At 66.7% G+C, this 24,434-nt stretch carries 23 protein-coding genes and 1 tRNA gene; 12 read left to right on the forward strand and 12 right to left on the reverse strand.

Going from position 1 to position 24,434, the window contains the following annotated elements; all coding sequences use genetic code 11:
- Nucleotides 1-9: 9 nt before the first annotated feature.
- From V6W80_RS04010 to V6W80_RS04020, 3 genes are all read right to left on the reverse strand, one after another.
- A complete protein-coding gene (locus V6W80_RS04010; protein WP_338545903.1) occupies nucleotides 10-672 on the reverse strand; it encodes an amino acid ABC transporter permease in 663 nt (220 codons plus the stop codon).
- Between the two features lie 48 nt (nucleotides 673-720).
- The gene (locus tag V6W80_RS04015; protein ID WP_223855486.1) at nucleotides 721-1,500 is read right to left on the reverse strand and encodes a transporter substrate-binding domain-containing protein; all 780 of its coding nucleotides are present in this window, start codon (nucleotides 1,498-1,500) and stop codon (nucleotides 721-723) included.
- 268 nt (nucleotides 1,501-1,768) lie between these two features.
- The gene (locus V6W80_RS04020) at nucleotides 1,769-3,229 is read right to left on the reverse strand and encodes an N-acyl-D-amino-acid deacylase family protein (protein ID WP_338545905.1); all 1,461 of its coding nucleotides are present in this window, start codon (nucleotides 3,227-3,229) and stop codon (nucleotides 1,769-1,771) included.
- Nucleotides 3,230-3,405: 176 nt separating this feature from the next.
- Between V6W80_RS04020 and V6W80_RS04025 the strand changes: the two genes are divergently transcribed.
- The 3 genes from V6W80_RS04025 (at nucleotide 3,406) to V6W80_RS04035 (ending at nucleotide 7,216) form a co-directional block, all read left to right on the forward strand.
- Entirely contained in the window at nucleotides 3,406-5,424 is a 2,019-nt protein-coding gene (locus V6W80_RS04025) for a methyl-accepting chemotaxis protein (protein WP_160924015.1), read from the forward strand.
- A gap of 96 nt (nucleotides 5,425-5,520) precedes the next feature.
- Nucleotides 5,521-5,952 (forward strand): LexA family protein, encoded by a 432-nt coding sequence (locus V6W80_RS04030; protein WP_093253961.1) that lies wholly within the window; start codon nucleotides 5,521-5,523, stop codon nucleotides 5,950-5,952.
- The gene (locus V6W80_RS04035; protein WP_338545906.1) at nucleotides 5,945-7,216 is read left to right on the forward strand and encodes a Y-family DNA polymerase; all 1,272 of its coding nucleotides are present in this window, start codon (nucleotides 5,945-5,947) and stop codon (nucleotides 7,214-7,216) included. Before V6W80_RS04030 ends, V6W80_RS04035 begins: the two co-directional genes overlap by 8 nt.
- A 15-nt stretch (nucleotides 7,217-7,231) precedes the next feature.
- Here the strand turns inward: V6W80_RS04035 and cycA are convergent, their stop codons facing one another.
- Entirely contained in the window at nucleotides 7,232-8,611 is a 1,380-nt protein-coding gene (gene cycA, locus V6W80_RS04040; protein WP_173150070.1) for a D-serine/D-alanine/glycine transporter, read from the reverse strand.
- A gap of 247 nt (nucleotides 8,612-8,858) precedes the next feature.
- On the opposite strand from cycA, the gene V6W80_RS04050 reads away from it, so the two are divergent.
- Nucleotides 8,859-11,039 (forward strand): ATP-binding protein, encoded by a 2,181-nt coding sequence (locus tag V6W80_RS04050; RefSeq protein WP_430707782.1) that lies wholly within the window; start codon nucleotides 8,859-8,861, stop codon nucleotides 11,037-11,039.
- Nucleotides 11,040-11,141: 102 nt separating this feature from the next.
- Here V6W80_RS04050 and V6W80_RS04055 read toward each other — a convergent pair.
- A tRNA-Gly gene (locus V6W80_RS04055) sits at nucleotides 11,142-11,215 on the reverse strand.
- Between the two features lie 134 nt (nucleotides 11,216-11,349).
- On the opposite strand from V6W80_RS04055, the gene V6W80_RS04060 reads away from it, so the two are divergent.
- The 4 genes from V6W80_RS04060 (at nucleotide 11,350) to V6W80_RS04075 (ending at nucleotide 14,056) form a co-directional block, all read left to right on the forward strand.
- A complete protein-coding gene (locus V6W80_RS04060) occupies nucleotides 11,350-12,411 on the forward strand; it encodes a M4 family metallopeptidase (protein ID WP_064307390.1) in 1,062 nt (353 codons plus the stop codon).
- A 12-nt stretch (nucleotides 12,412-12,423) separates the two neighbouring features.
- Nucleotides 12,424-12,759, forward strand: coding sequence for a protealysin inhibitor emfourin (locus V6W80_RS04065; RefSeq protein ID WP_017640065.1), 336 nt, complete (start codon nucleotides 12,424-12,426; stop codon nucleotides 12,757-12,759).
- Between the two features lie 209 nt (nucleotides 12,760-12,968).
- The gene (locus tag V6W80_RS04070) at nucleotides 12,969-13,598 is read left to right on the forward strand and encodes a SatD family protein (RefSeq protein ID WP_338545907.1); all 630 of its coding nucleotides are present in this window, start codon (nucleotides 12,969-12,971) and stop codon (nucleotides 13,596-13,598) included.
- On the forward strand, nucleotides 13,595-14,056 hold the full coding sequence (locus tag V6W80_RS04075; RefSeq protein ID WP_338545908.1) for a hypothetical protein: 462 nt from the start codon (nucleotides 13,595-13,597) through the stop codon (nucleotides 14,054-14,056). The genes V6W80_RS04070 and V6W80_RS04075 overlap by 4 nt, the downstream gene beginning before the upstream one ends.
- Nucleotides 14,057-14,058: 2 nt before the next feature.
- Here the strand turns inward: V6W80_RS04075 and V6W80_RS04080 are convergent, their stop codons facing one another.
- Nucleotides 14,059-15,090, reverse strand: a complete 1,032-nt coding sequence (locus tag V6W80_RS04080) for an MBL fold metallo-hydrolase (protein ID WP_338545909.1) — start codon at nucleotides 15,088-15,090, stop codon at nucleotides 14,059-14,061.
- 57 nt (nucleotides 15,091-15,147) lie between these two features.
- On the opposite strand from V6W80_RS04080, the gene V6W80_RS04085 reads away from it, so the two are divergent.
- On the forward strand, nucleotides 15,148-15,762 hold the full coding sequence (locus V6W80_RS04085) for a pseudouridine synthase (RefSeq protein ID WP_338545910.1): 615 nt from the start codon (nucleotides 15,148-15,150) through the stop codon (nucleotides 15,760-15,762).
- 9 nt (nucleotides 15,763-15,771) lie between these two features.
- Here V6W80_RS04085 and V6W80_RS04090 read toward each other — a convergent pair whose 3' ends face one another.
- Together V6W80_RS04090 and V6W80_RS04095 are read right to left on the reverse strand one after the other, a co-directional pair.
- Nucleotides 15,772-16,737, reverse strand: coding sequence for a hypothetical protein (locus V6W80_RS04090; RefSeq protein ID WP_184292211.1), 966 nt, complete (start codon nucleotides 16,735-16,737; stop codon nucleotides 15,772-15,774).
- Nucleotides 16,738-16,799: 62 nt separating this feature from the next.
- Nucleotides 16,800-17,399 (reverse strand): LysE/ArgO family amino acid transporter, encoded by a 600-nt coding sequence (locus V6W80_RS04095; protein ID WP_338545911.1) that lies wholly within the window; start codon nucleotides 17,397-17,399, stop codon nucleotides 16,800-16,802.
- 97 nt (nucleotides 17,400-17,496) lie between these two features.
- On the opposite strand from V6W80_RS04095, the gene V6W80_RS04100 reads away from it, so the two are divergent.
- Together V6W80_RS04100 and V6W80_RS04105 are read left to right on the forward strand one after the other, a co-directional pair.
- The gene (locus V6W80_RS04100) at nucleotides 17,497-18,384 is read left to right on the forward strand and encodes a LysR family transcriptional regulator ArgP (protein ID WP_017640072.1); all 888 of its coding nucleotides are present in this window, start codon (nucleotides 17,497-17,499) and stop codon (nucleotides 18,382-18,384) included.
- An 81-nt stretch (nucleotides 18,385-18,465) separates the two neighbouring features.
- Complete coding sequence (locus tag V6W80_RS04105) at nucleotides 18,466-19,410, forward strand: NAD-dependent epimerase/dehydratase family protein (RefSeq protein ID WP_338545912.1); 945 nt, start codon at nucleotides 18,466-18,468, stop codon at nucleotides 19,408-19,410.
- Here the strand turns inward: V6W80_RS04105 and V6W80_RS04110 are convergent.
- The gene (locus tag V6W80_RS04110) at nucleotides 19,386-19,682 is read right to left on the reverse strand and encodes a hypothetical protein (protein WP_093253925.1); all 297 of its coding nucleotides are present in this window, start codon (nucleotides 19,680-19,682) and stop codon (nucleotides 19,386-19,388) included. The two genes, V6W80_RS04105 and V6W80_RS04110, sit on opposite strands and share 25 nt — an antisense overlap.
- A 252-nt stretch (nucleotides 19,683-19,934) precedes the next feature.
- On the opposite strand from V6W80_RS04110, the gene V6W80_RS04115 reads away from it, so the two are divergent.
- A complete protein-coding gene (locus V6W80_RS04115; RefSeq protein ID WP_064307384.1) occupies nucleotides 19,935-20,780 on the forward strand; it encodes a hypothetical protein in 846 nt (281 codons plus the stop codon).
- Here the strand turns inward: V6W80_RS04115 and V6W80_RS04120 are convergent.
- The 3 genes from V6W80_RS04120 to V6W80_RS04130 are packed head-to-tail and all read right to left on the reverse strand — an operon-like array spanning nucleotide 20,761 to nucleotide 24,425.
- Nucleotides 20,761-21,825, reverse strand: a complete 1,065-nt coding sequence (locus tag V6W80_RS04120; RefSeq protein WP_068383035.1) for a hypothetical protein — start codon at nucleotides 21,823-21,825, stop codon at nucleotides 20,761-20,763. The two genes, V6W80_RS04115 and V6W80_RS04120, sit on opposite strands and share 20 nt — an antisense overlap.
- Nucleotides 21,822-22,382, reverse strand: coding sequence for a cob(I)yrinic acid a,c-diamide adenosyltransferase (locus tag V6W80_RS04125; protein WP_184292235.1), 561 nt, complete (start codon nucleotides 22,380-22,382; stop codon nucleotides 21,822-21,824). Before V6W80_RS04125 ends, V6W80_RS04120 begins: the two co-directional genes overlap by 4 nt.
- A 21-nt stretch (nucleotides 22,383-22,403) precedes the next feature.
- A complete protein-coding gene (locus tag V6W80_RS04130; RefSeq protein WP_338545913.1) occupies nucleotides 22,404-24,425 on the reverse strand; it encodes a sensor histidine kinase in 2,022 nt (673 codons plus the stop codon).
- Nucleotides 24,426-24,434: the final 9 nt, after the last annotated feature.

Below are 24,434 nucleotides of genomic sequence, written 5' to 3' on the forward strand. Positions count from 1 at the left end.
ATACGGCTCCTAGCGGGTCAGGCTAAGCCGCCGTTCCAGCTGGCGCAGCAGCAGGGCGATGACGTAGCAGGTGAGGATGTAGAGGAGGCTGGTCACCAGCCAGGTCTCGATGACCCGGTAGCTTTCCAGGTTGATCTTGCGTGCCTGGTAGGTCAGCTCCGGCACGGCGATGGCCGCCGCCAGGGAGGTGTCCTTGAACAAGGAGATGAAGCTGTTGGAAAGCGACGGCAGGACGTTGCGCAGCATCACCGGAATGATGACGTAGGCCTTGATCTGCCATTCGCGCAGGCCGATGGCCAGGCCCGCCTCGCGCTGGCCCTTGGGAATGGCCATGAGGCCGCCGCGAAACACCTCGGCCAGGTAGGCCCCGGCATAGAGCGCCAGGGTGATGAGAAAGGAGCTGAGCTTGTCCAGGCGGATGCCGATGCTGGGCAGGGCGAAGTACAGCAACAGGATCAGCACCAGGATCGGGGTGTTGCGCACCAGGGTGACGTAGCCCGCCGCCAGCCAGCGCAGCGCCCGCACTGGCGAGAGCAGGGCGAAGGCGGTGGCCAGGCCGATCAGGCAGCCGATGGCGATGCCCACCAGGGCCAACTGCAAGCCGAGGGCGAGCCCGGCCAGCAGGTGGTCCAGGTTCTGCCACACGGGGGCGAAGTTGAGGGTGTAGTTCATGCTCGACGTCTACCTAGAGGGCGCGGACTGGCCGCGCCGGGGCCAGGATCACTTGAACTCGACGGGAAAGCCGATCGCCGGGGACGGCAACTCGACGCCGAACCACTTCTTGAAGGAGGCCTGGTAGGTGGGGAATTCCACACCGGTCATGGCCTCGTGCAGGGCGGTGTTGACGAAGTTCAGCCAGTCCTGGTCGCCGCGCTTGACCGCGCAGGCGTAGGTCTGGGGACTCCAGGCGTAGTCGGGCGAGCGGTAGCGGCCGGGATTCTGGGTCATCAGGTACTTGACCGAGGACTGGTCGGTGGCCACGGCGTCGGCGCGGCCGGTGCCCAGGGCCTGGTAGAGCAGGTCGACGCTGTCGTACTGGTCGACCTTGGCGCCGGGCAGTGCCTGGTGCACCAGTTCCTCGGCATAGACGTTCTGCAGCACGGCCACGGTCAGGTCGCCCTTGGCCGCCTTGAGGTCGTCGATCTGCTGATAGCGGCTGTTGGCCGGCAGGAGCAGGGCCACGCCTTCACGGTAGTAGGGCAGGGTGAAGGCCACCTGCTGGGCGCGGCTGGCGGTCACGGTGATGAACTGGCAGCTGATGTCGACCTTGTCGGTGAGCAGGTTGGGGATGCGCGCATCCGAGCCCTGGACGACGAATTCGACCTTTTCCGGATCGTTGAACAGGCCCTTGGCGATGACCTTGGAGATATCGATATCGAAGCCCTGCAACTTGCCGTCGGCGCCCTGGAAGTGCCAGGGGGCGTTGGTGCTGCCGGTACCCACCACCAGATGGCCGCGCTTGAGTACGTCATCCAGCTTGGCCGCCTGGGCGCCGGTCATGGCGACCAGACCCACCAGCAGCGCCAGTGTTTTCCACCCCTTCGTCTTGCCCGTCATTGTGCGACTCCTTTTCCGTTATAGCGGAATTATGTTCATAACAACGGAATAGACTGCAGTCACTGTGCCAGCTTTTTCGACGGCTTTGCAAATCAATGGCTTGGCTTGAACGACGGGCAAAGAAGAGGCTCCCGATGCCGTGGGTGGCACCGGGAAGTGGCGGAAGGTAACGGCGGCGCACCAGGTCAGGACGTTACCCGGTAGCGTTCGATCAGCAGCGTGGGAAGGTTTGCCGCAGGTCCCCGGCACGGGGCAGGAAGCGGCCATGGCGCTCGTCGATGCTCTGGTCCGGCGCATAGGCCAGACGGCCATTCACCCAGACGGCGTGGATGCCTTCTGCGGGGCGCTGTGGCTCGCTGAAGTCGGCCACATCGCGAATGCGGGCGGGATCGAACAGCACCAGGTCGGCATGGGCGCCCGGTTCGATCAGGCCGCGATCCTTGAGGCCGAAGCGCGTGGCGGAAAGACCGGTCATCTTGTGCACGGCGGTGTGCAGGGGGAAGAGACCGAGGTCACGGCTGAAATGGCCGAGCACCCGCGGGAAGGCGCCCCAGAGGCGCGGATGGGGGAAGGGATCCTCGGGCAGGCCGTCGGAGCCGATCATGCTCAGCGGATGGGCCAGGATCAGCCGCACATCGGCCTCGCTCATGCCGTAGTAGACGGCACCCGCTGGTTGCAGGCGACGGGCGGCTTCCTGCAGGTCCAGGCCCCAGTCGGCGGCGATGGCGTCCAGGTCGCGGCCGCCGCACTCGGGATGCGGGGTGGACCAGGTGATGGTGATGCGGTGCCGGTCGGTGACCTGCTTGAGGTCCAGGGTGGAGGAGCTGGCGGCATAGGGATAGCAGTCGCAGCCAACCTGTTGGGTCTGCGCGGCCTCGGCCAGGGCGCCGAGCAGTTCCGGTGCGCGCCCCCAGTTGTCCACCCCGGCGCACTTGAAGTGGGAGACCACCACCGGTGCCCGGGCCTGGCGACCGATGGCCAGGGCTTCGTCCAGCGCTTCGTGGACCGCGGCGAATTCGCTGCGCAAATGGGTGGCATAGAGTCCGCCCACGGCATCCAGCTCCGCGGCCAGCTGGGCCACCTCGTCGGTCGGGGCCGCGGCGGCGGACGCATAGGCCAGGCCGCTGGAAAGCCCCAGGGCACCGGCGGCCAGACTGTCGCGCAACTCGGCACGCATGGCGGCGATTTCGGCCGGAGTGGCGGCACGCTGGAGATCGTCCAGGTGGTTGCTGCGCAACGCCGTGTGGCCGACCAGGGCAGCCACGTTGACGCCGGGCTGCGCCCGTTCCACGGCGGTGCGGTAGGCGGCGAAGGTGGGATAGACGAAAGCCGTGGCCGGGCCGAGCAGATTCAGCGGGTCCGGCGGCTCGCCACGTAGCCGCACCGGGGCGGCGCTGATGCCGCAGTTGCCCACCACCACGGTAGTGACTCCCTGGCTGAGCTTGGGCAACTGCTCGGGGCGGCGGATGACCATGGTGTCGTCATGGGTGTGGACGTCGATGAAGCCAGGCGCCAGCACCAGGCCGCTGCCGTCGCGGACCTCTCGAGCTGGTTCAGTGGCCAGGTCGCCCAGCTTCTGGATACGTCCGGCTGCGATAGCGACATCGAGCGGCCTGCCCGGACGGTCGTGGCCGTCCAGCACCAAGGCATTGCGAATCAATAAATTGTGCATGCTAGAGCTATCCGAAGACCGTTGAGGGGCGGCTTTCGACCGCCGAGTGGCAAATAGCCAAGGAAGCGAAGCGACAGCTCGATAGAGACGAAACTGTTACAAGAATTTTTGTCTATTACGTCACAAATGGGGCGGTACAGCCCTAATGACCCCTTTCGCCGCCGCCCGAGCTAGCCATGAATCTGCTGACCCCTGCTGTAACAATAATGAATCGCCTGAGGTTTCCCGCCAAGTTCGCCTGCCTCGCCACCATCGTTCTGGTGCCGCTTCTGTTTCTCAGCGTCTACCTCTATCAGGATATCCAGGAGCAGCGCGTGAGCCTGACCCAGGAGATCGACGGTCAACGCTATCTGACGCAGCTGACCCCGGTCGCCCGACTGAGCATGTTGCAGCGTGCCCTGACCAAGCGTGTCCAGGATGGCGACACCTCGGCGCAGCAGGATTGGCAGAACAATCGCGACAACCTGCTCAAGGCCTATGACGACCTGGGGCAGCTGGATCGTGAACTCGGCGGTAAGCTGGAAACCGGCGATCGCGTCAGCCAGCTGCGGCTGGGAGCCGAACGGTTGTTGCAGGGCACCTCAGGCAACTCCCTGGAGGTGTTCGAAGGCTGGAATGAGCAGCTGACCAAGACCCTCAACTTCTTCTATTACGTCTCGGCCACCTCGGGCCTGGCGCTGGATGCCGACTACACCAGCCTCTTTCTCATCGATATCACCTCGCTGCGACTGCCGCGGGAGATCAATCTCATCGGCCAGCTGCGCGGCCTGGCGAGCGGCCTGAGCGCTACCAACAACTTCGATCCGGCCACCCTCAATGTGGCGCGTACCCTGGTGCGCCAGGAGCGGCAGACCGCCGACGAACTGGAGCAGGGTTTGCGGCTGCTGGCGCGCCAGGCGCCTGAATTGGCGCAACGCCTCAAGGGCTCCCTGGCGCTCGCGGCGGACGACTATGCCAACTTCCGCCAGGGCATGCTGACCGCCATGAGCGGGGAGGGTGTAGTTGCCGGGCGCGCTCTGGGTGCCCAGGGCAATGCCGTGGTCGCCCGCTACTATAAGGTTCTGGAAGAGGCCCAGGGCCTTCTGTCCCAGATGCTGGCCGAGCGCCTGGCCCATGAGACCGCGCTGCGCAATATGATGCTGGGCATGATCCTGGGGGCCTTGCTGCTGCTGAGCTACACCTTCGCCGGCATCTACCAGGCCCTGCGCCTGGGGATCGCCGAGCTGGTCGAGGTGACCGCCGCCGCTGCCCGGGGCGATCTGAGCCGCCGGGCAGCTTTGTCCGGGCGTGACGAGATCGCCGACATAGGTCGTAGCCTGGATGAGATGCTGGAGGCTTTCGGTCGCTCGCTGCGCGAGGTCGATCAGGCTTCCCAGGCAGTCGCCCAGGCATCCGGTGCCCTGGCCGGCTCCATTGGTCAGGCACGCTCGACTATGCAGGCGCAACAGGGCGAGACCGACCAGGTGGCCACGGCCATCACCGAGATGACCGCCAGCGTGGCGGACGTCGCCAACAACACCGAAGGCGCTGTCGCGGCTGCCCAGCAGGCCGATCAGGCCACCCGCGACGGCGCCCGGGTGATGCAGCAGACCCAACAGGCCATCGAAGCCCTGGCCGCCGAGGTGGATCTTAGCGCCACCAAGGTCGCCGCCCTGGAGAGCCACAGCCAGGCCATCGGCGGGGTCATCGCGGTGATCCGTACCATCGCCGAGCAGACCAATCTGCTGGCCCTCAACGCTGCCATCGAGGCCGCCCGGGCCGGCGAGCAAGGGCGCGGTTTCGCCGTGGTGGCCGACGAGGTCCGCACCCTGGCCTCCCGTACCCAGACCTCCACCGAGGAGATTCGCCGCATCATCGAGCAATTGCAGGGCGCTACCGCCGAAGCCGTCGGCCAGATGCAGGGCAGTCGTAGCCACGCCCTGACCGGTGTCGCGGCCGCCGAGCAGGCCAGCGTCAGCCTGACCAGCATCGGCTCCGCCGTGGGGCGCATCGTCGACGTCAATGTGCAGATCGCCAGCGCTGCGGAGCAGCAGGCCGCAGTGTCTGAGGACATCAACCGCAACACCACCGGCATCCGTGCCAGTACCCTGCAGGTACTGAGCGGAATCGAGTCCGATGCCGGTACCGCCGAGCGTCTCGCCGGTCTTTCCCAGGATCTGCGCGGTATCGTCTCGCGCTTCCGCCTCAGCGCCTGAGGGCGCCACTCATCGGCGGAAATCAGGTCGGACTTTACAACCTGACGGCTGCGGATAACTGTATAAATAGACAGTTATCCGCAGGAGCGCCTTGTCATGTCCGTTACCGTCCTGGGTTGTCTGGCGTCGTCCGCCACCCAGCTGCCGCTCTATGATTTTCGCCTGCCGTGCGGCTTTCCTTCGCCGGCCCAGGATCATCTGGAGCGCCAGGTTTCGCTGGACGAACTGGTCGACCTGCGCGCTCCTCATACCTACGTTATCCAGGTCAGTGGCGACAGCATGACCGGGGTGGGCATCTTTCCTGGCGATCTGGTGATCGTTGACCGCGCCCGTCCGGCGCGGGTCGGCGATATCGTGGTGGCGGTGCGCGACCGCGAGCCCACCCTCAAGCGCCTCGGTCGGCAAGGTGCCCATTTCGTCCTGCTGGCGGAAAATCCCGCCTATGCGCCCCTGGTCATCGGCGAGCGCGACGACTTCGAAGTCTGGGGTGTGGCCACCCACAGCCTGAGGCGCTTTGGCCATGGCTGAGTCGGTATTGGCGCTGATCGACTGCAATGCCTTCTATTGCAGTTGCGAGCGGGTCTTCCGCCCCGATCTCGCCGGGCGCCCGGTGGTGGTGCTATCGAACAACGACGGCTGCGTGATCGCCCGCTCGGCCGAGGCCAAGCGCCTGGGTATCGCCATGGCCGCGCCCTGGTTCCAGGTGCGCGAGCTGGCCCAGCGTGGCGAGGTCGCGGCCTTCAGTTCCAATTATGCGCTCTATGGCGACCTCAGCGACCGGGTGATGCGCACCCTGGGGACTCTGGTGCCGCGCCTGGAGCGTTACAGCATCGACGAGGTATTCGCCGATCTGGCTGGCCTGCCCGAACCCCTGGACGCCCTCGGTCATCGCCTGCAGGCCAGGGTGCAGAAGTGGACGGGCATCCCGGTCAGCGTCGGCATCGCCGGTACCAAGACCCTGGCCAAGCTGGCCAATGCCGCCGCCAAGCGCTGGCCGGAGCGCACCGGTGGCGTGCTGGATCTGCGCGATCCGGTGGTGCATGACTGGGTGCTGAAACACTCGCCGATCGAAGACGTCTGGGGTGTCGGCCGGCGCCTGGCCGCGCGCCTGCGGGGCGAGGGCGTCACCACTGCCTGGGAGCTGGCCGCGCAGGATGCCTGGTCACTGCGCCAGCGCTACAGCGTGGTGCTGGAGAAGACCGCCCGGGAATTGCGCGGGCTGGCCTGTCTGGGTCTCGAAGAACTGGAGGCGCCGCGGCAGACCATTTGCAGCAGCCGCATGTTCGGCCGTCGCCAGTACCAGTTCGGCGCCTTGGCCGAGGCGGTGGCCAGCTACACCGCCCGCGCCGCGGAAAAGCTGCGCGCCCAGGGGTCGCTCTGTCGCACCCTGAGGGTCAGCATCCAGACCGGGATGCACGGCGCCGACGAGGCTCGCTATGCCAATGCCGCCCTGCTCAATCTGCCGGTGCCCAGCGACGACACCCGGGTGCTCAACGATTATGCCCAGTCCGGCCTGCGCGAGATCTTTCGCGACGGTTTCGGCTATGCCAAGGCCGAGGTGTTGCTGCTCGATCTCTACGGCCGTAGCGAGGTGGCCGCGGATCTCTTCGCTTCCGCACCGGATCCGGCCGCTACCCGGCTGATGGCAACGCTGGACGCCATCAACGGCAAGTTCGGTCGCGAAACCCTGCGTCCAGCCCGGATTCCCCGGGATCCCGCCTGGCAGATGCGCCGCGACCTGCTCAGCCCGCGCTACACCACCCGGCTCGATGAACTCTGGACGGTGGGCTGAGCGACCAGTACCTGGCTAGCCGCCGCGTAGCGTCCGCCCGCGCCACCAGTAGCCCACCCCCAGCAGCAGGAACCACAGCGGACTGGCCAGCAGCGCCTGGCGGGTGTCGTCCTGCAGGGTCAGCAAGACCAGCACCGCGGCGAAGAAGGCCAGCACCCCGTAGCACACCCAGCGCCCGCCGGGCAGGCGAAAGGCCGAGGCGGCATGGCGTTCTGGGCGGTTGCGGCGGTACGCCAGCCAGGCCAGCAGGATCAGCGACCAGACGAACATGAACAGGACCGCCGCCAGGGTGGTGACCAGGGTGAAGGCGGTAACCAGGTTGGGGATCAGGTAGATCAGCACCGTGCCCAGCAGCAGGCACAGGCAGGACAGTACCAGTCCGCGCGCCGGTACCGCCGCTCGCGAAAGCTGGGTGAGGCCGCGGGGCGCGTGGCCTTCGCGGGCCAGGCCATAGAGCATGCGGCTGGTGGAGAAGATGCCGCTGTTGGCCGAGGAGGTGGCCGAGGTCAGCACCACGAAGTTGATCAGGCTGGCGGCCATGGGCACGCCGGCCAGCACGAAGAGTTCGACGAAGGGACTCTTGTCCGGCACCACCTGGCGCCAGGGCGTCACCGCCATGATCACCACCAGCGCCAGCACATAGAACACCAGGATGCGCACCGGAATGGAGTTGATCGCGCGCGGCAGATTCCGCCGAGGATCGGCGGTCTCGGCGGCGGTGGTGCCTACCAGCTCGATGCCGACGAAGGCGAACACGGCGATCTGGAAGCCGGCGAAGAAGCCGCCCAGGCCCATGGGGAAGACGCCGCCGTCGTTCCACAGATTGGCCAGGCTGGCGACGTTGCCGGAGGGCGACTGGAAACCCCAGAGCACCAGGCCGAAGCCGGTGACGATCAGGGCGCAGATGGCGACGATCTTGATCAGCGCGAACCAGAATTCCAGTTCGCCGAAGAGTCGCACCGTGACCAGGTTGAGGCCCAGCAGGAGCAGCACGCAGAGCAGCGCCGGGATCCAGGGCGCGAGGCTGGGAAACCAGAACTGGGCATAGGCGGCGATGGCGATGACATCGGCGATGGCGGTGACTATCCAGCAGAACCAGTAGGTCCAACCGCAGAAGAAGCCGGCCCAGGGCCCGAGCAGGTCGGTGCAGAAGTCGATGAAGGACTTGTACTCCAGATCCGACAGCAGCAGTTCGCCCAGGGCGCGCATGACAAAGAACAGCGCGCTGCCGATGATCAGATAGACCAGCAGGATCGAGGGACCGGCCAGGGCGATGGTCTTGCCCGAGCCCATGAACAGGCCGGTGCCGATGGCGCCGCCGATGGCGATCAGTTGCAGATGGCGATTGGACAGGCTGCGTTGCAGCCCCTCGGGCGGGGTGGAAGACGCGGACATGACGAGCGGATACCTGACAGCGACAGCGGGGGCCACACGGTAAGAGATGCACGTCGCCGGTGCCAGTCGTTTCACCGGGACAGCATGCCGCAGGGCCGGCCCGACCATCGATGGGCAGGGCTGCGCCGTCGGTCACCTGGAACTCTGGCAGGGACTCCCGTACCTGCCTATCATGGGCATCCGGACGCCTTGCAGAGGGTCCGGACGGCCACGAGATCCCTCAGTGCCTCTGCCAGTGAGTCGTTCCTTGTCCTACCTAGAAACCTTCGCCTGGGAATCCACGCCGCTGGGTGGCCGTGCTGGCTGGCCCGTCGCGCTACGGACCACCTACGATCTGCTGATGGCCTCACCCTTCGCCATGTGCGCCACCTGGGGCGCCGAGCAGACGCTGATCTACAACCACGCCTACGCCCCCTTTCTCGGTGCGCGGCATCCCGCGGCACTGGGGCAGCCGATCCACGAGGTCTGGGTGGAGCTGTGGGACGAGATCGCCCCGCTGATCGACCGGGCACGCGCCGGCGAGGCGCTGCACTTCGTCGACAAGCACTTCGTGATGACCCGCAACGGCTATCCCGAGGACACCTACTGGAGCTTTTCCTACAGTCCGCTGCGTGACGGCGAGCGCATCGTCGGCATGCTCAACATCACCACCGAGACCACCGCCAGCGTCCAGGCCCATCGCCAGCGCGACATTGCCGAAGCCGCGCTGCGCCGACACAACCTGACCCTCGAACAGGAGCTCTCGGCGCGCATCGATGAACGCGACAGCGCCCGCGCCGCGGAGAGCAGCGTGCTGGCGGCGGCCGAACGGGTGCAACTGGCCCTGGCCGCCGGTGCCATCATCGGCACCTGGTACTGGGATCTGCCCACCGACAGATTCACCGTCGACGAAGCCTTCGCCAGCCACTTCGGCCTGGACCCAGCGCTGGGCCGCGATGGGCTGAGCCTGGCGCAGGTGGTCGCCAACGTGCATCCGGACGACCAGGCGGGTCTGGCCGCGGCCATCGCCGACGTGCTCGGGCGCGGCGGGCGCTATGCCCACCAGTACCGGGTGCGCCGCAGGGACGGTCGCTACTACTGGCTGGAGGCCAACGGCCATGTCGAGCTGGCGGCGGACGGCACCCCGCTGCGCTTTCCCGGCGTGCTGCTGGACGTGGACGCCCGCCGTGCCCTGGCCGACGAGCGTGACCGTGCCCTGGCGGAGCTGCGCGACCTGACCGCCACCCTGGAGCAGCGCGTCGAAGAACGCACCGCAGACCTCCGCCGCTCGGAAGAAGCCCTGCGCCAGTCGCAAAAGATGGAAGCGGTCGGCCAGCTCACCGGCGGCCTGGCCCATGACTTCAACAACCTGCTCGCCGGAATCTCCGGCAGCCTCGACCTCATGGGCCTGCGCATCGGCCAGGGGCGCTTCACCGAGCTGGAAAAATACCTGCTGGCCGCCCAGGGCAGCGCCAAGCGCGCCGCCGCCCTGACCCATCGCCTGCTGGCCTTCGCCCGCCGCCAGACCCTGGCTCCGGAGGCCACGGTGGTCAACCAGCTGGTGGGCGGCATGCTCGATCTGGTGCAACGCACCGTGGGGCCCGCCATCCAGGTGCAGTTCACCAGTCTGCCGGACGACCAGCCGCTGTTGGTGGATCAGTCCCAGCTGGAGAATGCCCTGCTCAATCTGTGCATCAACGCCCGCGATGCCATGCCCAACGGTGGGCGAATCCTCATCGCCGCCAGCTATCGCATTCTCGGTGACGGAGATGCCCGCGATTTCGAGCTGCCACCTGGACGCTATCTGCACCTGAGCGTGACCGATACCGGCAGCGGCATGACAGCGGAGGTCGCCGCCAAGGCCTTCGAGCCCTTCTTCACCACCAAGCCCATGGGCCAGGGCACGGGCCTGGGGCTGTCGATGATCTACGGCTTCGCCCGCCAGTCCGGCGGTCAGCTGCGGCTGCGCTCGACGCCGGGGGAGGGCACCACCGTCTGCCTTTACCTGCCACTGCGGCCGGTAGAGCAGCCAGGCGAGACGCCCCTGGCCGATGGTCGACCCTGTCCGCTGGAAGGCGCCAATGCCACGGTGCTGGTGGTCGACGACGAACCCACGGTGCGCATGCTGGTGACCGATCTGCTGCGCGAGCTGGGCTACGTCATCATCGAGGCCGCCGACGGCGCCGGCGGCCTGGAAGTGCTGCACTCCGATGCCCGTATCGACCTGCTGGTGACCGACGTCGGCCTGCCCGGCGGCATGAACGGCCGCCAACTGGCCGACGCCGCCCGCGTCCACCGCCCGGCGCTCAAGGTCCTGTTCATCACCGGCTTCGCCGAAACCTCGCTGCTCAGCGACGGCCACCTGGAACCGGGCATGGCGATCCTGACCAAGCCCTTCGCGGTGGAGGCCCTGGCGCAACGGGTGAAGGGGTTGGTGGACGTAGGGTAAGCCCCCATGTCGTCCAGGCTGAACCGCACGGAAATGAGAGCCGGAAACGCAACGGCCCCCAATCAGCTGGTCCGCAAGGACTGATTGGAGGCCGTCTGGATCTGGAGCGGGCGAAGGGAATCGAACCCTCGTCATGAGCTTGGGAAGCTCAGGTAATGCCATTATACGACGCCCGCGTGGGGTGCCTTTGTACCAGAAGCCTGCCTCCGGGTGAAGAGGCGGGAGTCGTCTGGTCGTTTCGTGGTCCAATCAGAAGGACCGCACGCTGCGGTGATCGGGGACCTTTGTCCCCCAGAGGAGGAGGGCGCGCATGTCTCGTAACCCGGGCACCATCCAGGGGGTGATTCCCCCCTACATTCTTGGCCGCATCATCGATCATGGCGACGAACACCAGCGTTCCTGCGCCCTGACCACCCTGAGTCATGTTCAGAGTCTGCTGCACAATCCGGGTCGGCCCGGAGTGCGCCAGGCCCCGGTTGGGGCTCTGCCGCGCACCGATGATGCCAGTCCGCAGCGCAGCATCTTCGATGCCGGCAATGCCATGCAGCTGCCCGGGCGGCTGGTGCGCCAGGAGGGGCAGCCGCCGCTGAGCGACGTAGCGGTGGACGAGGCCTATGATTACCTGGGCGCCACCTTCAAATTCTTCAACGAGGTCTTCGGCCGCAACTCCATCGATGGCCAGGGCCTGCCGCTCGCCGGCACCGTCCACTATGGCCAGGAGTACCAGAACGCCTTCTGGAACGGTGAGCAGATGGTATTCGGCGACGGTGACGGCGAGATCTTCAACCGTTTCACCATCGCCCTGGACGTCATCGCTCATGAATTGGTGCATGGCGTCACCGAGAGCGAGGCGGGGCTGGTGTACTTCAACCAGTCCGGTGCGCTCAACGAGTCGGTGTCCGATGTCTTCGGCATCCTGGTCAAGCAGTATGAACTCAAGCAGACCGCCGCCGAGGCGGACTGGATCATCGGCGCCGGGCTGCTCACCCAAAAGATCAACGGCAAGGGCCTGAGGTCCATGGCCGAGCCGGGCACCGCCTACGACGATCCGACCCTGGGCAAGGACCCCCAGCCCGGGCATATGCGCGACTACATCGAGACCCGCGAAGACAACGGCGGCGTCCACCTCAACTCGGGCATTCCCAATCGGGCCTTCTACCTGGCGGCGCTGGCCCTGGGTGGTCATGCCTGGGAAAAGGCCGGACCGATCTGGTACGACACCCTCTGCGACAGCCGCCTGGCCAATGATGCGGATTTCGCCGCCTTCGCCCGCTTGACCGTCTCCAACGCCGGTCGCCGCTTCGGTGCCGAGTCGGCCGAGGTCCGCGCCGTCGAGGAAGCCTGGGCCGGCGTAGGCGTCACCCTTAGCTAGAGGAACAGGGCAATGCGCGAACTTCCCCCGCTGGGCAAGGACACCGTGGTACGGCTCTCGCGCCAGGGCGGCTTCGCGCCTCTGCATGCGCTGAGCAAGCCGCGGGAGATCGAATTCGGCCAATACGACAGCGCCCAGCGCGGGCGCATCTGCTCGGTGTTGGAACGCTGTCTGCCGGAATCCGGCGAACCGACCCAGGTCGGGCGTGGCGATCAGCGCTACTTCAAGGTGGAGCTGCGCTTTCGCCCGCAACCCGCCGAGCAGGAAGACGAACTGACCCTGCTGATCCCCGAGGACCGGGCGCCCAGCGAACTGGTGCGGCTCTGGGACAAGGGGCTGGTGGAGTAACCAGAATCAACGGGCGGAAGCGGCGAGGCGTTGAGGGTGTCCTCAAAAGCTCTGGCTGCCTTTGTCTCTTGCCTGCTGGTTACTGGTGATAGCTAGCACTAGGCGAGTCATACCATTTTTGGGTAAAAAGCGCTTGTTGACCCTTTTTTAGTTACATCACGAAAATGACCCCAAAGCAGGTAAAAACCGCCAGAACGCTCGCAGTGGTAATGGGCGACTTGGTGCACAGCGAGCACGCCGCCGATACTGCGCAGTTACACAAGGCCTTCAATGAAGCGGTAGTGCAGCACAACAGGCGTTATGCCGACGTCTTGGCGTCACCGCTGACCATCACCCTTGGAGACGAATTTCAGGGTCTGGTGACCTCCTTGAATGCCGGCGCTCGGCTGTTGCGTGACATCAGGCTGGATCTCCTGCAGCGCGATATCGACTGCCGCTTCGTCCTGGGGCTGGCCCGGATAGAAACGGCGGTGAATCCGCAACAGGCCTGGAACATGATGGGGCCGGGCCTTAGCCGCAGTCGGCACAAGCTCAATGAAAAGCGTGCGCTCTGCCGCTATGGTTTCTCGCTGCCACAGGAGCCACTGCTGGAGATCGCCCTCGATGCGCTAGGGGTTGGCTTGACGGTTATCGAGAAGGGTTGGACGCAACGTCAGTTGAGCGATATCGCGGCACTCTTGAATGGACAGTCGCCAGCGGAGCTGGCAGAGCAGCGTCAGGTATCGGTCCATAGCATCTACAAGGTACGTACCTCCGGTCACTTTGACGCCTATAGCCAACAGTGGAACGCCGTGCTGGAGGTACTGACAGAGCTGGATCGCAGGGAGGCTGAACAGTGAACGGGTTGCTGCAAGGATTGCATGCACTGGCCTATACGCTCTTGGCCTTGGTCCTGTTGACCGAGCTCGGCAATGCCCTGTGTCGCAGGATGCTCATCCGCATGCGACGACCAGGGGTGTCAGACTCATCCGCCGATGGCGCCTTTTCCGCGGGACGCCTCATCGGTTGGCTCGAGCGCCTGGTGTTGGCTGTGGGACTGCTGAGCAACAGCTGGGAAATCCTCGCGGCGGTGATAGCGCTCAAGACCGTCGCTCGCTTCAAGGAGCTGGATCAGCGGGACTTTGCCGAATACTTTCTGGTCGGTTCGCTGTTCAGCATTCTCTGGGCCATCGTGGTCACCGGGGCCTGGATGCTCTATGACCAGCATTGGGGAATCGGTATGAGAGCCACCCTGATGGATTGGCTCAGCGTTTCCTCTCTACCGCCTTTGATCGAAACAGCAAAGGTCGGCGGCTGACCTCAGGGCACCGACCAGACCTCGCCCGGCGCCAGCGTCCTGAATGCCTCGTCCGCCAGCCCATGCAGTGTCCGGGCATGGGCCAGATCGCGGGGCGGGGCGAACTGCCCTTCGTCGCTCAGGGGAAAGGTGCCGAAGTGGATGCCCAGACTGCTGGCAGCGCCCAGCGCCTGATGGGCGCGTACGGCATCGTCCGGGTTGAGGTGGCTGTCCTGCATGAACCAGCGGGGTTCATAGGCGCCAATAGGCAGCGCGGCGAAGCGCGGTGCGCCGAGCCGTTCGCGGATCTGCGCGAAGTGCGGGCCCCAGCCGGTATCGCCGGCGAAATAGACCGGTCCGGTCGGCGCTTCCAGCACGAAGCCACCCCACAGCCGGCGATTGGTGTCGAAGCGACTGCGCGCCGACCAGTGCTGGCCCGGCACCAGGTGCAGGCGCAGGCCGTCCTTGAGTGGCAGACTCTGCCACCAGTCCAGTTCGCTGACCGTGACGAAGCCGGTCTCGCGGCGGATCAGCTCGGCGTTGCCCAGGGGCGTCACCACCGGCGTCAGGGGCGCGCGCTCGGCCAGGCGCCTCAGGGTCGTCAGATCCATATGATCGTAGTGACTGTGGCTGACAAAGATCAGATCCAGTGGCGGCAGGTCGTCCAGGGCCACGCCGGGCGCGTGATGGCGCCGGGGCCCGATGAAGCTGAAGGGACTGACCCGCGCCGACCACACCGGGTCGGCGAGGATGTTGAGGCCCTGGTGCTGGATCAGCAGGGTGGCGTGGTTGACGAAGGTCACCCGCAACTCACCGCCCTCGACCCGCGTCGCCGGCCGTGTCGGCACGGCTGGGCCGTCCTGCCAGGTCCACTCGGGACGGGTGCGGGTGAGCTGCCATTTCAGCAACGTCCAGAGACTCTTGTCCTCGCGCGGCGCCAGGTTGTGGAAGCGCGCGCCGTCGAAATGATCGGAGCGCGGACCCTCGTAGGCGGACGAAGCGCAGCCGGCCAGGGTGAGCAGGTGGATCAGCCACAGCGGACGAAAGATGCGCATGGGACCTCGGACGAATAGACTGGGCCATTCAGATTACCCTAACCGCCGTCGATCCCCATGTCGCGAAATACCCGTTCCACCCCCGGTCAGCGTCCCCGTCGCCAGGCAAAGGCGCCGCCGGTCACGCCGCGGCTGCTGCTGCTCAACAAGCCCTTCGATGTGCTCACCCAATTCGCCGACGCTGACGGCCGCGCGACCCTGAAGGCCTTCGTCGCGGTGCCAGGGGTCTATCCCGCCGGTCGTCTGGATCGCGACAGCGAAGGCCTGCTCCTGCTGACCAACGATGGCCAGTTGCAGGCGCGCATCGCCGATCCCCGGCACAAGCTGCCCAAGACCTACCTGGTCCAGGTGGAGGGCATACCCAGCGACGAGCAGTTGCAGCGTCTGCGCCAGGGCGTCGAACTCAATGACGGCCCTACGCTGCCGGCCGAAGCCCGCCTGCTGGGCGAGCCACCGGTGCTCTGGGAGCGCGATCCGCCGGTGCGCTTTCGCAAGAGCGTGCCAACCGCCTGGATAGAGCTGACTATCCGCGAAGGCCGCAATCGCCAGGTGCGGCGCATGACCGCCGCAGTGGGTCTGCCGACCCTGCGCCTGGTGCGGGTACGCATCGGTCCCTGGGCGCTGGACGACCTGGCACCGGGGCAATGGCGCGAGGTACCGGCGCAGCTCTAGCGCCGCACCTCAGTCCTGCCGCTGGCTGGCGGCCTCCTGCAGATCACCGGCGATGTCGGCGAGGCGGCGGCTGACGTCCTTGAGTACCTGCGGATCGATGTCGCGCGCTGGCTGACCTGGTTCGGTCAGCAACTGACTGGCCAGCAGGGCGCTGAGGGCGCCGACTTCGTTGGCCTGGTGGCGCAGGTCGTGGGTGTGCTGCACGGCGGCCTCGCGCAGGAGATTGGTGCTGAGGGTCAGGCGGCCCAGTTCGTCATCGCGCCCGCTGGGCAGCCGTTCGCCGAAACGTCCGCGGGCCAGCAGACCCAGTTGCCGGGCGCAGGCCACCAGTGGATCCACCAGTCGACGCTCCACCAGCCGTACCCCGAGGAACAGCAGGCCGCCGCCACAGAGCAGCAGGGCCAGGCCGGCGAGCAGGATGTCGCGCTGGGCCTCGGCGCGGATGGCGGCGATCTGCGCGGCGGTGTGTCCATGCAGGTCGTCGACCAGGGCGGCGAAGCCCTCGGCGGTCTCCCGGTCGATACCCCGAACCTCGGCATCGCCGCGGCGCGGATCGCGGTCATGAGCCAGATAGGCGGCATGGCCGGCGCGATAGCGCTCGCCCAGGCGTCCGTGCTGGGCACGCAGCGCCTGGAGCCGCGGTTGCAGTTCGGGGTCGACGCGGGTGGCCAGCTGTTGCAGGCGCTGGTCGACCTCTGCTTCGCGGGTCAGAAAGGCCTGCCAGTAGCGTTCGGCGGTCGCGGCATCGCCACCGCGCAGGAGAAAGTTCTTCCACTCCTGCACCTGGATCTTGAAGGTCAGGTGGGTGTCGTCGATCTCCACCAGCCGCTCCAGCGGCCCTTCGATCAGGTGCTGGTAGCGGTGCAGCTCGCGGGAGAGCAGGCCGAAGCCGGCCAGGGCGATCAGCAGCATCAGCAGTAGACTGCCGCCAAACAGGAGCAGGCTCTGACTACGGAGCGAGCGGGCGAAGGGCATGGGGACTCTCGACAGGAAACGCAGAGCCGCAGCTTAGGGCGCTCGCCGGGCGAAGGCCAGCCTCAGGTCGAGACCAGCAATTGCACCGCGACGGCAAACATCACCCCAGCCACCAGCAGATCGATCAGTCGCCACACCCCCGGACGGGCCAGGTAGGGCGCGGCCCAGGCCGCGCCCAGGGCGAGTCCGAAGAACCACAGCATGGAGGCGGTGGCGGCGCCGAACACATAGGCCAGAGGCGCGGCCTGCTGGCTGCCGAGGGAGCCCACCAGCAGCACCGTGTCCAGATAGACATGGGGGTTGAGCAGGGAGACGGCGGCGGCGGCGAGCAGCGCCTGGCGCCGGCTGCGCGGACTCGTGGTCTCCAGACTGCCCATTGCCGCCGGCTTCCAGGCCCGCCGTAGCGCCTGGGCGCCATACCAGATGAGAAAGGCCGCACCGCCCCAGCGCAGGATGACCACCAATAGCGGGCTGTGCTGGATCAGCGCGGCCAGCCCCAGCACGCCAGCGGCCACCAGGATGACATCGCAGGTCAGGCAGAAGGCGGCAATGGCCAGATGGTGCTCGCGGCGCAATCCCTGGGCCAGCAGATAAGTGTTCTGGGCGCCCAGCGCCATGATGAGACTGGCCATGGTCAAGAGGCCGGTGAAGTAGCTGTTCATGGCGGGGCTTGCCTTGTCATCCTGGAATGGCTGCCACCTTGCCGGGTCTGCGTGTATAAGAAAAACCAATATTCCTTATGCAGCATTAGCCAGATCGATGATCGACTACAAATTGCTGGAAGCCCTGGCGGTGGTGGTGGAAGAGGGCGGCTTCGAGCGGGCGGCGCGGCGGTTGGGCCTGTCGCAATCGGCGGTGTCTCAACGCATCAAGCTGCTCGAAGCCCGGGTCGGCCAGGCGGTGCTGGTCCGGGAAACGCCGCCCCAGCCGACGGCGCCGGGTCTGCGCCTGCTGCGCCATATCCAGCAGGTCCGGCTGCTGGAGGCCGATCTGGGCAGCGCGGTGCCGGGGTTGGCCGAGGAGGCGCCACAGCGACTGCGCATCGCCCTCAATGCCGACAGCCTGGCCAACTGGTGGCCGCTGGCGGTCGGTCCCTGGGTCAGGGCGCAGGGCGTACTGCTGGATCTGGTGGTGGAGGATCAGGACGTGGTGCTCAGGCGCATGCGCGCCGGCGAAGTGGCCGCCTGTCTCTGCGCCAACGGCCAGCCATTGGCCGGGGCGCGGGTCAGTGCCCTGGGTGCCATGCGCTACCGGGCCCTGGCCAGCCCGGAATTCCGCACGCGGCAACTGGCCGGGTTGCCGGATCCCCAGGCCCTGGCGCGGGCGCCCGCCATCGTCTTCGGCCCGGATGACCGCTTACAGCATCGCTATCTGGAGCAGCTCGGCGTCACCCAGCCCTTCGACTACCACCTCTGTCCTTCCGCCGAGGGCTTCCTGCAGATGACCCTGGGCGGTATCGGCTGGGGGCTCCTGCCAGATATCCAGAGCGCGGCCGCCCAGGCGCGCGGCGAGCTGGTGGATCTGGCGCCCGGCCAATGGGTGGACGTCCCCCTGTTCTGGCACCGCTGGCGCAACGGTGGCGCCGCCTTGCAGGCCCTGACCCGGCACCTTGAACAGGTTGCCGGTCAGTGGCTGGTGCGCGACTAGCGGCGGCTGTCGAAAGCTTTGGTTACACTGGCCGATGGGTCGCCGCGGGCGACCGTGGATAGCTTCGGGAATCCCAGCGACATGCGTATCTTGATCACGGGCGCCAGCGAGGCGCTCGGTGCGGGCCTGGCCTGCGATCTGCTCGACCGCGGCCAACTGGTGCGGGTGCACGGCCGTCCCGGTGCGACCCTGGATGCCCTGGTCGAGCGTGGCGCCGATTATCATCCCGCCTTGCTCGACCAGCCCGCGCAGGTGCTGGCGTTGTGCGACGACATCGACGCCATCGCCCACTGCACCGACGTGGCCGGCGTGCCGAGCGCGGCCGATCTGGACCACGGCCAGGTGCTGATCGAAGCCGCCCTGCAGCAGCAGGTCGCGCAATTCGTCTATGTGTCGTCCGCCCGTGTCTATGAACGGGGTGGCGAGGCGCTCAAGGAAGACCAGGTGCCGGCCAAGCCCAAGGGCCGTGAGGCCCAGCGCCGTCTGCAACTGGAGCGCCTGGCCCTGACCGCCGGTGAATTCGGCCCTCAGGTCACGGTGTTGCGGCCGGCCCAGGTGCTCGGCCTGGCCGATCGCGACTGGGCGCGCGGGCTGCTGGAGCAGGCCAAGGCCAAGCAACTGGGGCGCCGCGGCAACGGCCTCAATCGCTGGGACTTCACCAGTGCCGGCAATCTGCGCCAGGCGCTGGTGACGCTGCTGCTGGAGCAGCCGGCGGCGGCTAGCGGCAAGGTGTTCAACCTCAGCGACGGCCAGCCGCTGGTGTGCTGGGATGCGGTCAACTTCCTGCTGCGGCGCTTCGAGCTGCCGGCGGTGGCCGAGGCGAAGACCCTGAGTCCACGCGCGCTCTATGCGCGGCTGCGTACCCTGCGCCAGGAAGCTCGCTGGCCCGACTTGCTCGACAGTCCCTTCACCCTCGACATCCGCGCCGCCCAGGAGGCCTTCGGCTTTCGTCCGCAGGCCGCCTCCTGGACAGCATTGGAGGAATATCGTCCAGCTCGGCGTCAGCCGCGCAGCGGGCCGGTGTAGCGGCGAGTGGCCGCGAGAAATTCCTGGCTGACATAGGTCGAGTCTGCCATCTCCGCCATGGACGGCAGAGGGGTCACCACCGGCACCAAGCCGCTCAGCCTCGCCAGGCGCTCGCCGAGTTCACGGGTTTCAGGATCGTCCGAGGCCTGGCTGGCCGCCAGCATTCGCGGAACCGCCTCGGCTTCGTCGAAGCGAATCACCATGCCTTGCTCCTGCCGCAGTCGACGACGCAGTGCGCCGAGGCAATCGAAGAACGCCTTGTTGTATTCCATGCTCACCTCCCGTTTGGCTTGAGGTTGGTCGTGACGCAAATCACGTACCAGGAGCGCTAGCGCCAGGAACAGCGGGGCTTGGTAGGGCTACCGCGGCTGATTCTGCGTCGTGATGGCGCAGTGATGTCGACGCAGACTGCGTTTCGGTGCACGATCCCGCAACGAAAGCCTCGGCCGACTGCCCCGCGTCGGCCGTGACGACCGTTATACTGGCCGCCATTCCGTCTTTTCGCCTCTGCTCACAGGTCTGCCATGCGCAACGATCTTCTCGATGAAATGGACAACGTCCCGAGCCTGACACCGGAGCGCGATGACCGTCGCCCCGTTGGTCGCCGGCCGGTCGAGGCCGACGAGGTCTATCACGAGCCTGCCGCCGTTCATGCCCGCCCGGTCCGGCGCGGCCCCTCCACGGCGCCGCTGTGGGTGCTGGTCGCCGCTCTGACCCTGGCCCTGGCCGGCGTCGCCTGGTGGAGTCACCAGCAACTGGTGCTGATGCAGGAGCAGGTAGTGGCCACCCAGGAGAACTTCGCGCGCATCAGCGAGGATGCCCAAGGCCGGCTGCGTGACATCTCCGGCAAGCTGGTGGAAAGCGAATCCTCCGGCACCACCAGCCGCGAGGCCTTGCTGCTGCAGGTCAAGACGCTGCAGACCAAGGTCGCCGAACTCACGCGTCAGCAGCAGGGGGTGAGCGACAACCAGCAGGCCCAGGACAATCGCCTGCAGAATCTTTCCAGCGCGCTGCAGACCGGCAGTGGCGAGGTGGACACCCGGCTGAAGGCCCTGGCCGAGGAACAGGCGGCGCTGAAGAATGGCCTGGCGCAGACCGGTAGCCTGGCCGAGCAGGTCGCCAGCCTGACCGCGCAGAACAAGGCGCTGCAGGCGGACATCGCCGCCTTGAAGAAACCCAGTGCCCAGAGTCAGGCCCTGGGCGAGATGCAGCAGGACCTGCTGGTGCTGCGCAGCGAGCTGGACGCCCGCCCGGTAGGACCGGACAGCAAGGAATTCGACGCCTTCCGCCTGCAGACCACCCGCAACATCACCACCCTGCAGACCCAGGTGCAGAATCTGCAGCAGCAGATCAGCGCCGGGGCGCGTTGATCGGATCGATCTCGCTGCGCTGCCATTCCTGCGGCCAGAGCTCGCCGTCGAGCTGATCGAGCCGGCGCTGCAGGACCTTCTGCTTGAACACTTCGAGGATCTCCACCAGCACCTCGTCCAGGGCATTGTCCTGGGCGCCGCTGGGCAGACTCTGATCGAAGCCGTGATCGGCCAGGCGACTGGCCAGGGCGCGGAAGTCGCGGGTGCGCAGACTGGCCGCCGCCTCCCGTACCAGGCCGTTGACGATATCGGTGAGCACCCCGTCCAGGGTGTCGGCCAGGCGCTCGCCCATGGGCAGTCGCTTGAGGCGGGCCAGGTCGGGGTTCTCGTCCAGGGCACGTTGCACCACGTCGCCGACCAGCCGTTCCAGGGTGGCGCGATTCTGGCTGTAGCCCTGTTCCACCATCGCCTGGATGCGCAGCGCCATGCCGTCGATCAGCCGCTGCTTGCGCGGGCGGATGACGCGGTCGATCACGCTCTGGGAGAAGTCGTCGCGGGTATTCAGCTCGTCCTGCAGTTCACCGCAGATCTTGATCATCACCCGATCCGACAGGTCCTCCATGAGCAGCTGGTAGTAGTGGTTGAACAGCCGATAGGGCCGCCAGCCGCGCATGTCGATCAGTCCCAGGCGTTGCAGGCGCAGGAGCAGCGAGATGATGCGCAGCGCCCGCAGCAGCCGGAAGCCGCCCAGGGGGATGCAGCCGAGCACGTCGTACCAGTGGATGAAGGGATAGTGGTACCAGCGCGCATGACGGCGCTCGACCACCGCCACCAGCCAGCCCAGCAGTACGTCGGCGATGAAGAAGGCGACGAACACCAGGTCGATGCGGGTGAAGTGGGCGTGGATGCGTTCGCCGTAGAAGGCGTGGAAGCCGGGCAGCACGGCGGCCAAGGCCTGGTTGAGCGGCCCCAGGGCATAGAGGCTGTCGAACAGGATCAGCGCCAGGTTCACGCAGACCAGGATCAGGATGAGGCCGTCCCAGAGGGCCAGCAGCCCCTCGTGGCGACGCGCGGGTGGCGCGGCGGGCGTGGCCGGCGCGCTCATGGCCGCGCGGCCTGCCAGAGCACCTCGCTCACCCCCTGGCGCCGGGCGACGATGCGCGCGGCGACGAACAGCAGGTCGGACAGGCGATTGAGATAGGGCAGGCCCTGGCCTTCCAGGGGTTCCACCGCATGCAGGCTGCGGCAGCGCCGCTCGGCGCTACGGGCCAGGGTGCGGCAGACATGGGCCTGGGCCACGGCGCGGGAACCGCCGGGCAGGATGAAATTCTCCAGCGGCCCCAGCTCGGCGTTCCAGCGATCGATGGCACCTTCCAGGCGTTGGATCTCCACCGGCTGCAGGGCGCGATAGCTGGGCATGGCTAGTTCGCCGCCAAGGTCGAACAACCGGTGCTGGCAGGGCGCCAGGGCCTCGCTCACCTCGGCCAGGCGAGCGTCCTCCGCCAGCTCGGCGAGCAACAGGCCCAGGGCGCTGTTGAGTTCGTCCACCGCACCGATGGCCTCGATGCGCGGATGGTCCTTGGGCACCCGGCTGCCGTCGGCGAGCCCGGTATCGCCGGCGTCGCCCTGGCGGGTGTAGATCTCGGTGAGGCGAAAACCCATGGCGTGGCTCCTGGCTGGGTCCTAGACGGATTCGAAATCGGCCTGGACGAGGGGCAGGCGCAGGGTGAAGCAGGTCCCTACGCCGGGCGTGGAGTGCACCTCCATCTGCCCCTTGTGGTTGTTGGTGATGATGAAGTACGACACCGACAGGCCCAGGCCGGTGCCCTGGCCCACCTCCTTGGTGGTGAAGAAGGGCTCGAAGATGCGTTTGCAGATGTCTTCGGGGATGCCGATGCCATTGTCTTCCACCTGGATCTCCGCCCAGCCGCCGCGTAGCTTGGTGCGCAAGGTGATGCGACCGTATTCGCCTTCTTCCTCGTCGTCGCGCAGGTGGATGGCCTGGGCGGCGTTCTTGAGCAGATTGAGCAGCACCTGTTCCAGCTCGTTGGCGATCACCGGCACCGGTCCCAGCGCCGGGTCGAATTCGCGGAGGATCGACAGGGTGCGGAAGTCGAAGCCCTCGGCCAGGTCGAAGTCGTTGCCGGCGATCTCGATGGCCTGGTCGATCAGCGGCGGCAGCTCGCTGGCTTCCATCTTGCGATTGCTGCGGCGGCTGAAGGCGAGCATGTGGCTGACGATCTTGGCCGCGCGACTGCCGGCCTGGTGGATGCCGTCCAGCAGGCGCGGGATCTGCCGACTCTCCAGGTAGCAATTCACCGCATTGAGCTCGACGCCGGATTCGGCCGCCTGCTCGAGATTCTTCGGCAACTCCGGCGACAGGCGCCGGCGGATGTTCTGCACATTGTGCAGGATGGCGCCCAGGGGATTGTTGATCTCATGGGCCATGCCGGCCGCCAGGCCACCCACCGAGAGCATCTTTTCCGACTGCACCATCATCTCTTCCATGTTCAGGCGCTGGGTGATGTCGTCGATACGGATCACCACGCCGCGCCCGGCGCCACCCATCAGCGGGTAGAAGGTCAGGGTGTAGTGACGTGGGGTGTCGGTCAGCGCCCAGGTCACTCGCTCCACCTTTTCCACCCGCAGCAATTCGGCGGTGCGACTCAGTTGCGGCAGGAACGGCTTGAGCGAGGGAAAGGCGAGAAACACCGGCTGGTTCAGGGCTTCGTCCAACTGGGTGCCGGAGAGGTGGGTGGCTTCCTGGTTCCACTGGGTGACGTAGAACTGCTCGTCCACCGCGATCAGCGCCGAGGGCATGGAGTCGATGATGCTGTTGAGGTAGTTCTGGAAGCCGGTGAGCTTCTTCTCGATCTTGCCGCGGACCTGCACCTCCAACTCCAGCTTGCGGTTGGAGCGGCGGGTTTCCTCGGCCAGGCTCTGGGCCTGCAGCACCGCGTACTGGGCATCGTCGCGAGCGCGCTTGAGCTGTTGCTCGCGACCCTGGATGCGGCCGAGCATGGTGTTGAGGGACTCCGCCAGACGGCCCAGCTCGTCCTCGCTACCCTTGCTGGCGCGTAGCGAATAGTTTTCCTCGCGGGTCACCTGGCGCGAGAGTTCTTCCAATTCGCGGATCGGCAGGGTGATGAGTCGCTTGATCTGCCGGGCCACCACCAGCCAGAGCAGGATGCTGAAGGTCAGGATCGCCAGGCTGGCGGTCAGGGTGCCGCGATAGAAGGCCCCTGGCAGTTCGCTGCTGGCCACCAGCAGCAGGTGTCCGGGCGCGCCCTCGGGGCGCGGCAGCTCCACCAGCAGGTTGGTGCGGAATTCCCGCAGGCGCCAGGTCTGCAGCTCTTCGAAGTGCGCCGGCACCTGCAGCCGATCGCCGTTGTGCAACTCGGCCAGGCGCTGACCCTGGCTGTCGTAGACCGCAGCCAGGCGCAGCGGCGCATAGCCGTCCAGTTGCCGCAACTGCACCTCGGCCGCCGCTGGCGAGGCCAGCACCTCACGGCTGAGCACTGGACTGGCGAACAGCCGGCCCAGGGTCTGCAGCGCCTGGGGCGCCACGCTTTCCTGGGAGATCCAGTAGGCGGCGCTGATAAAGGTCACATTGGCCACCACCAGCACCGCGACCATCATCACCAGCAGGGCGGCCAGCAACTTGCGGCCGACCGGGAGATTCTTCAGGCGTTTGGCGAGGATCATGGCGCAGCC

It is taken from the genome of Pseudomonas benzopyrenica, assembly GCF_036884265.1.
Lineage (GTDB): Bacteria > Pseudomonadota > Gammaproteobacteria > Pseudomonadales > Pseudomonadaceae > Chryseomonas > Chryseomonas benzopyrenica.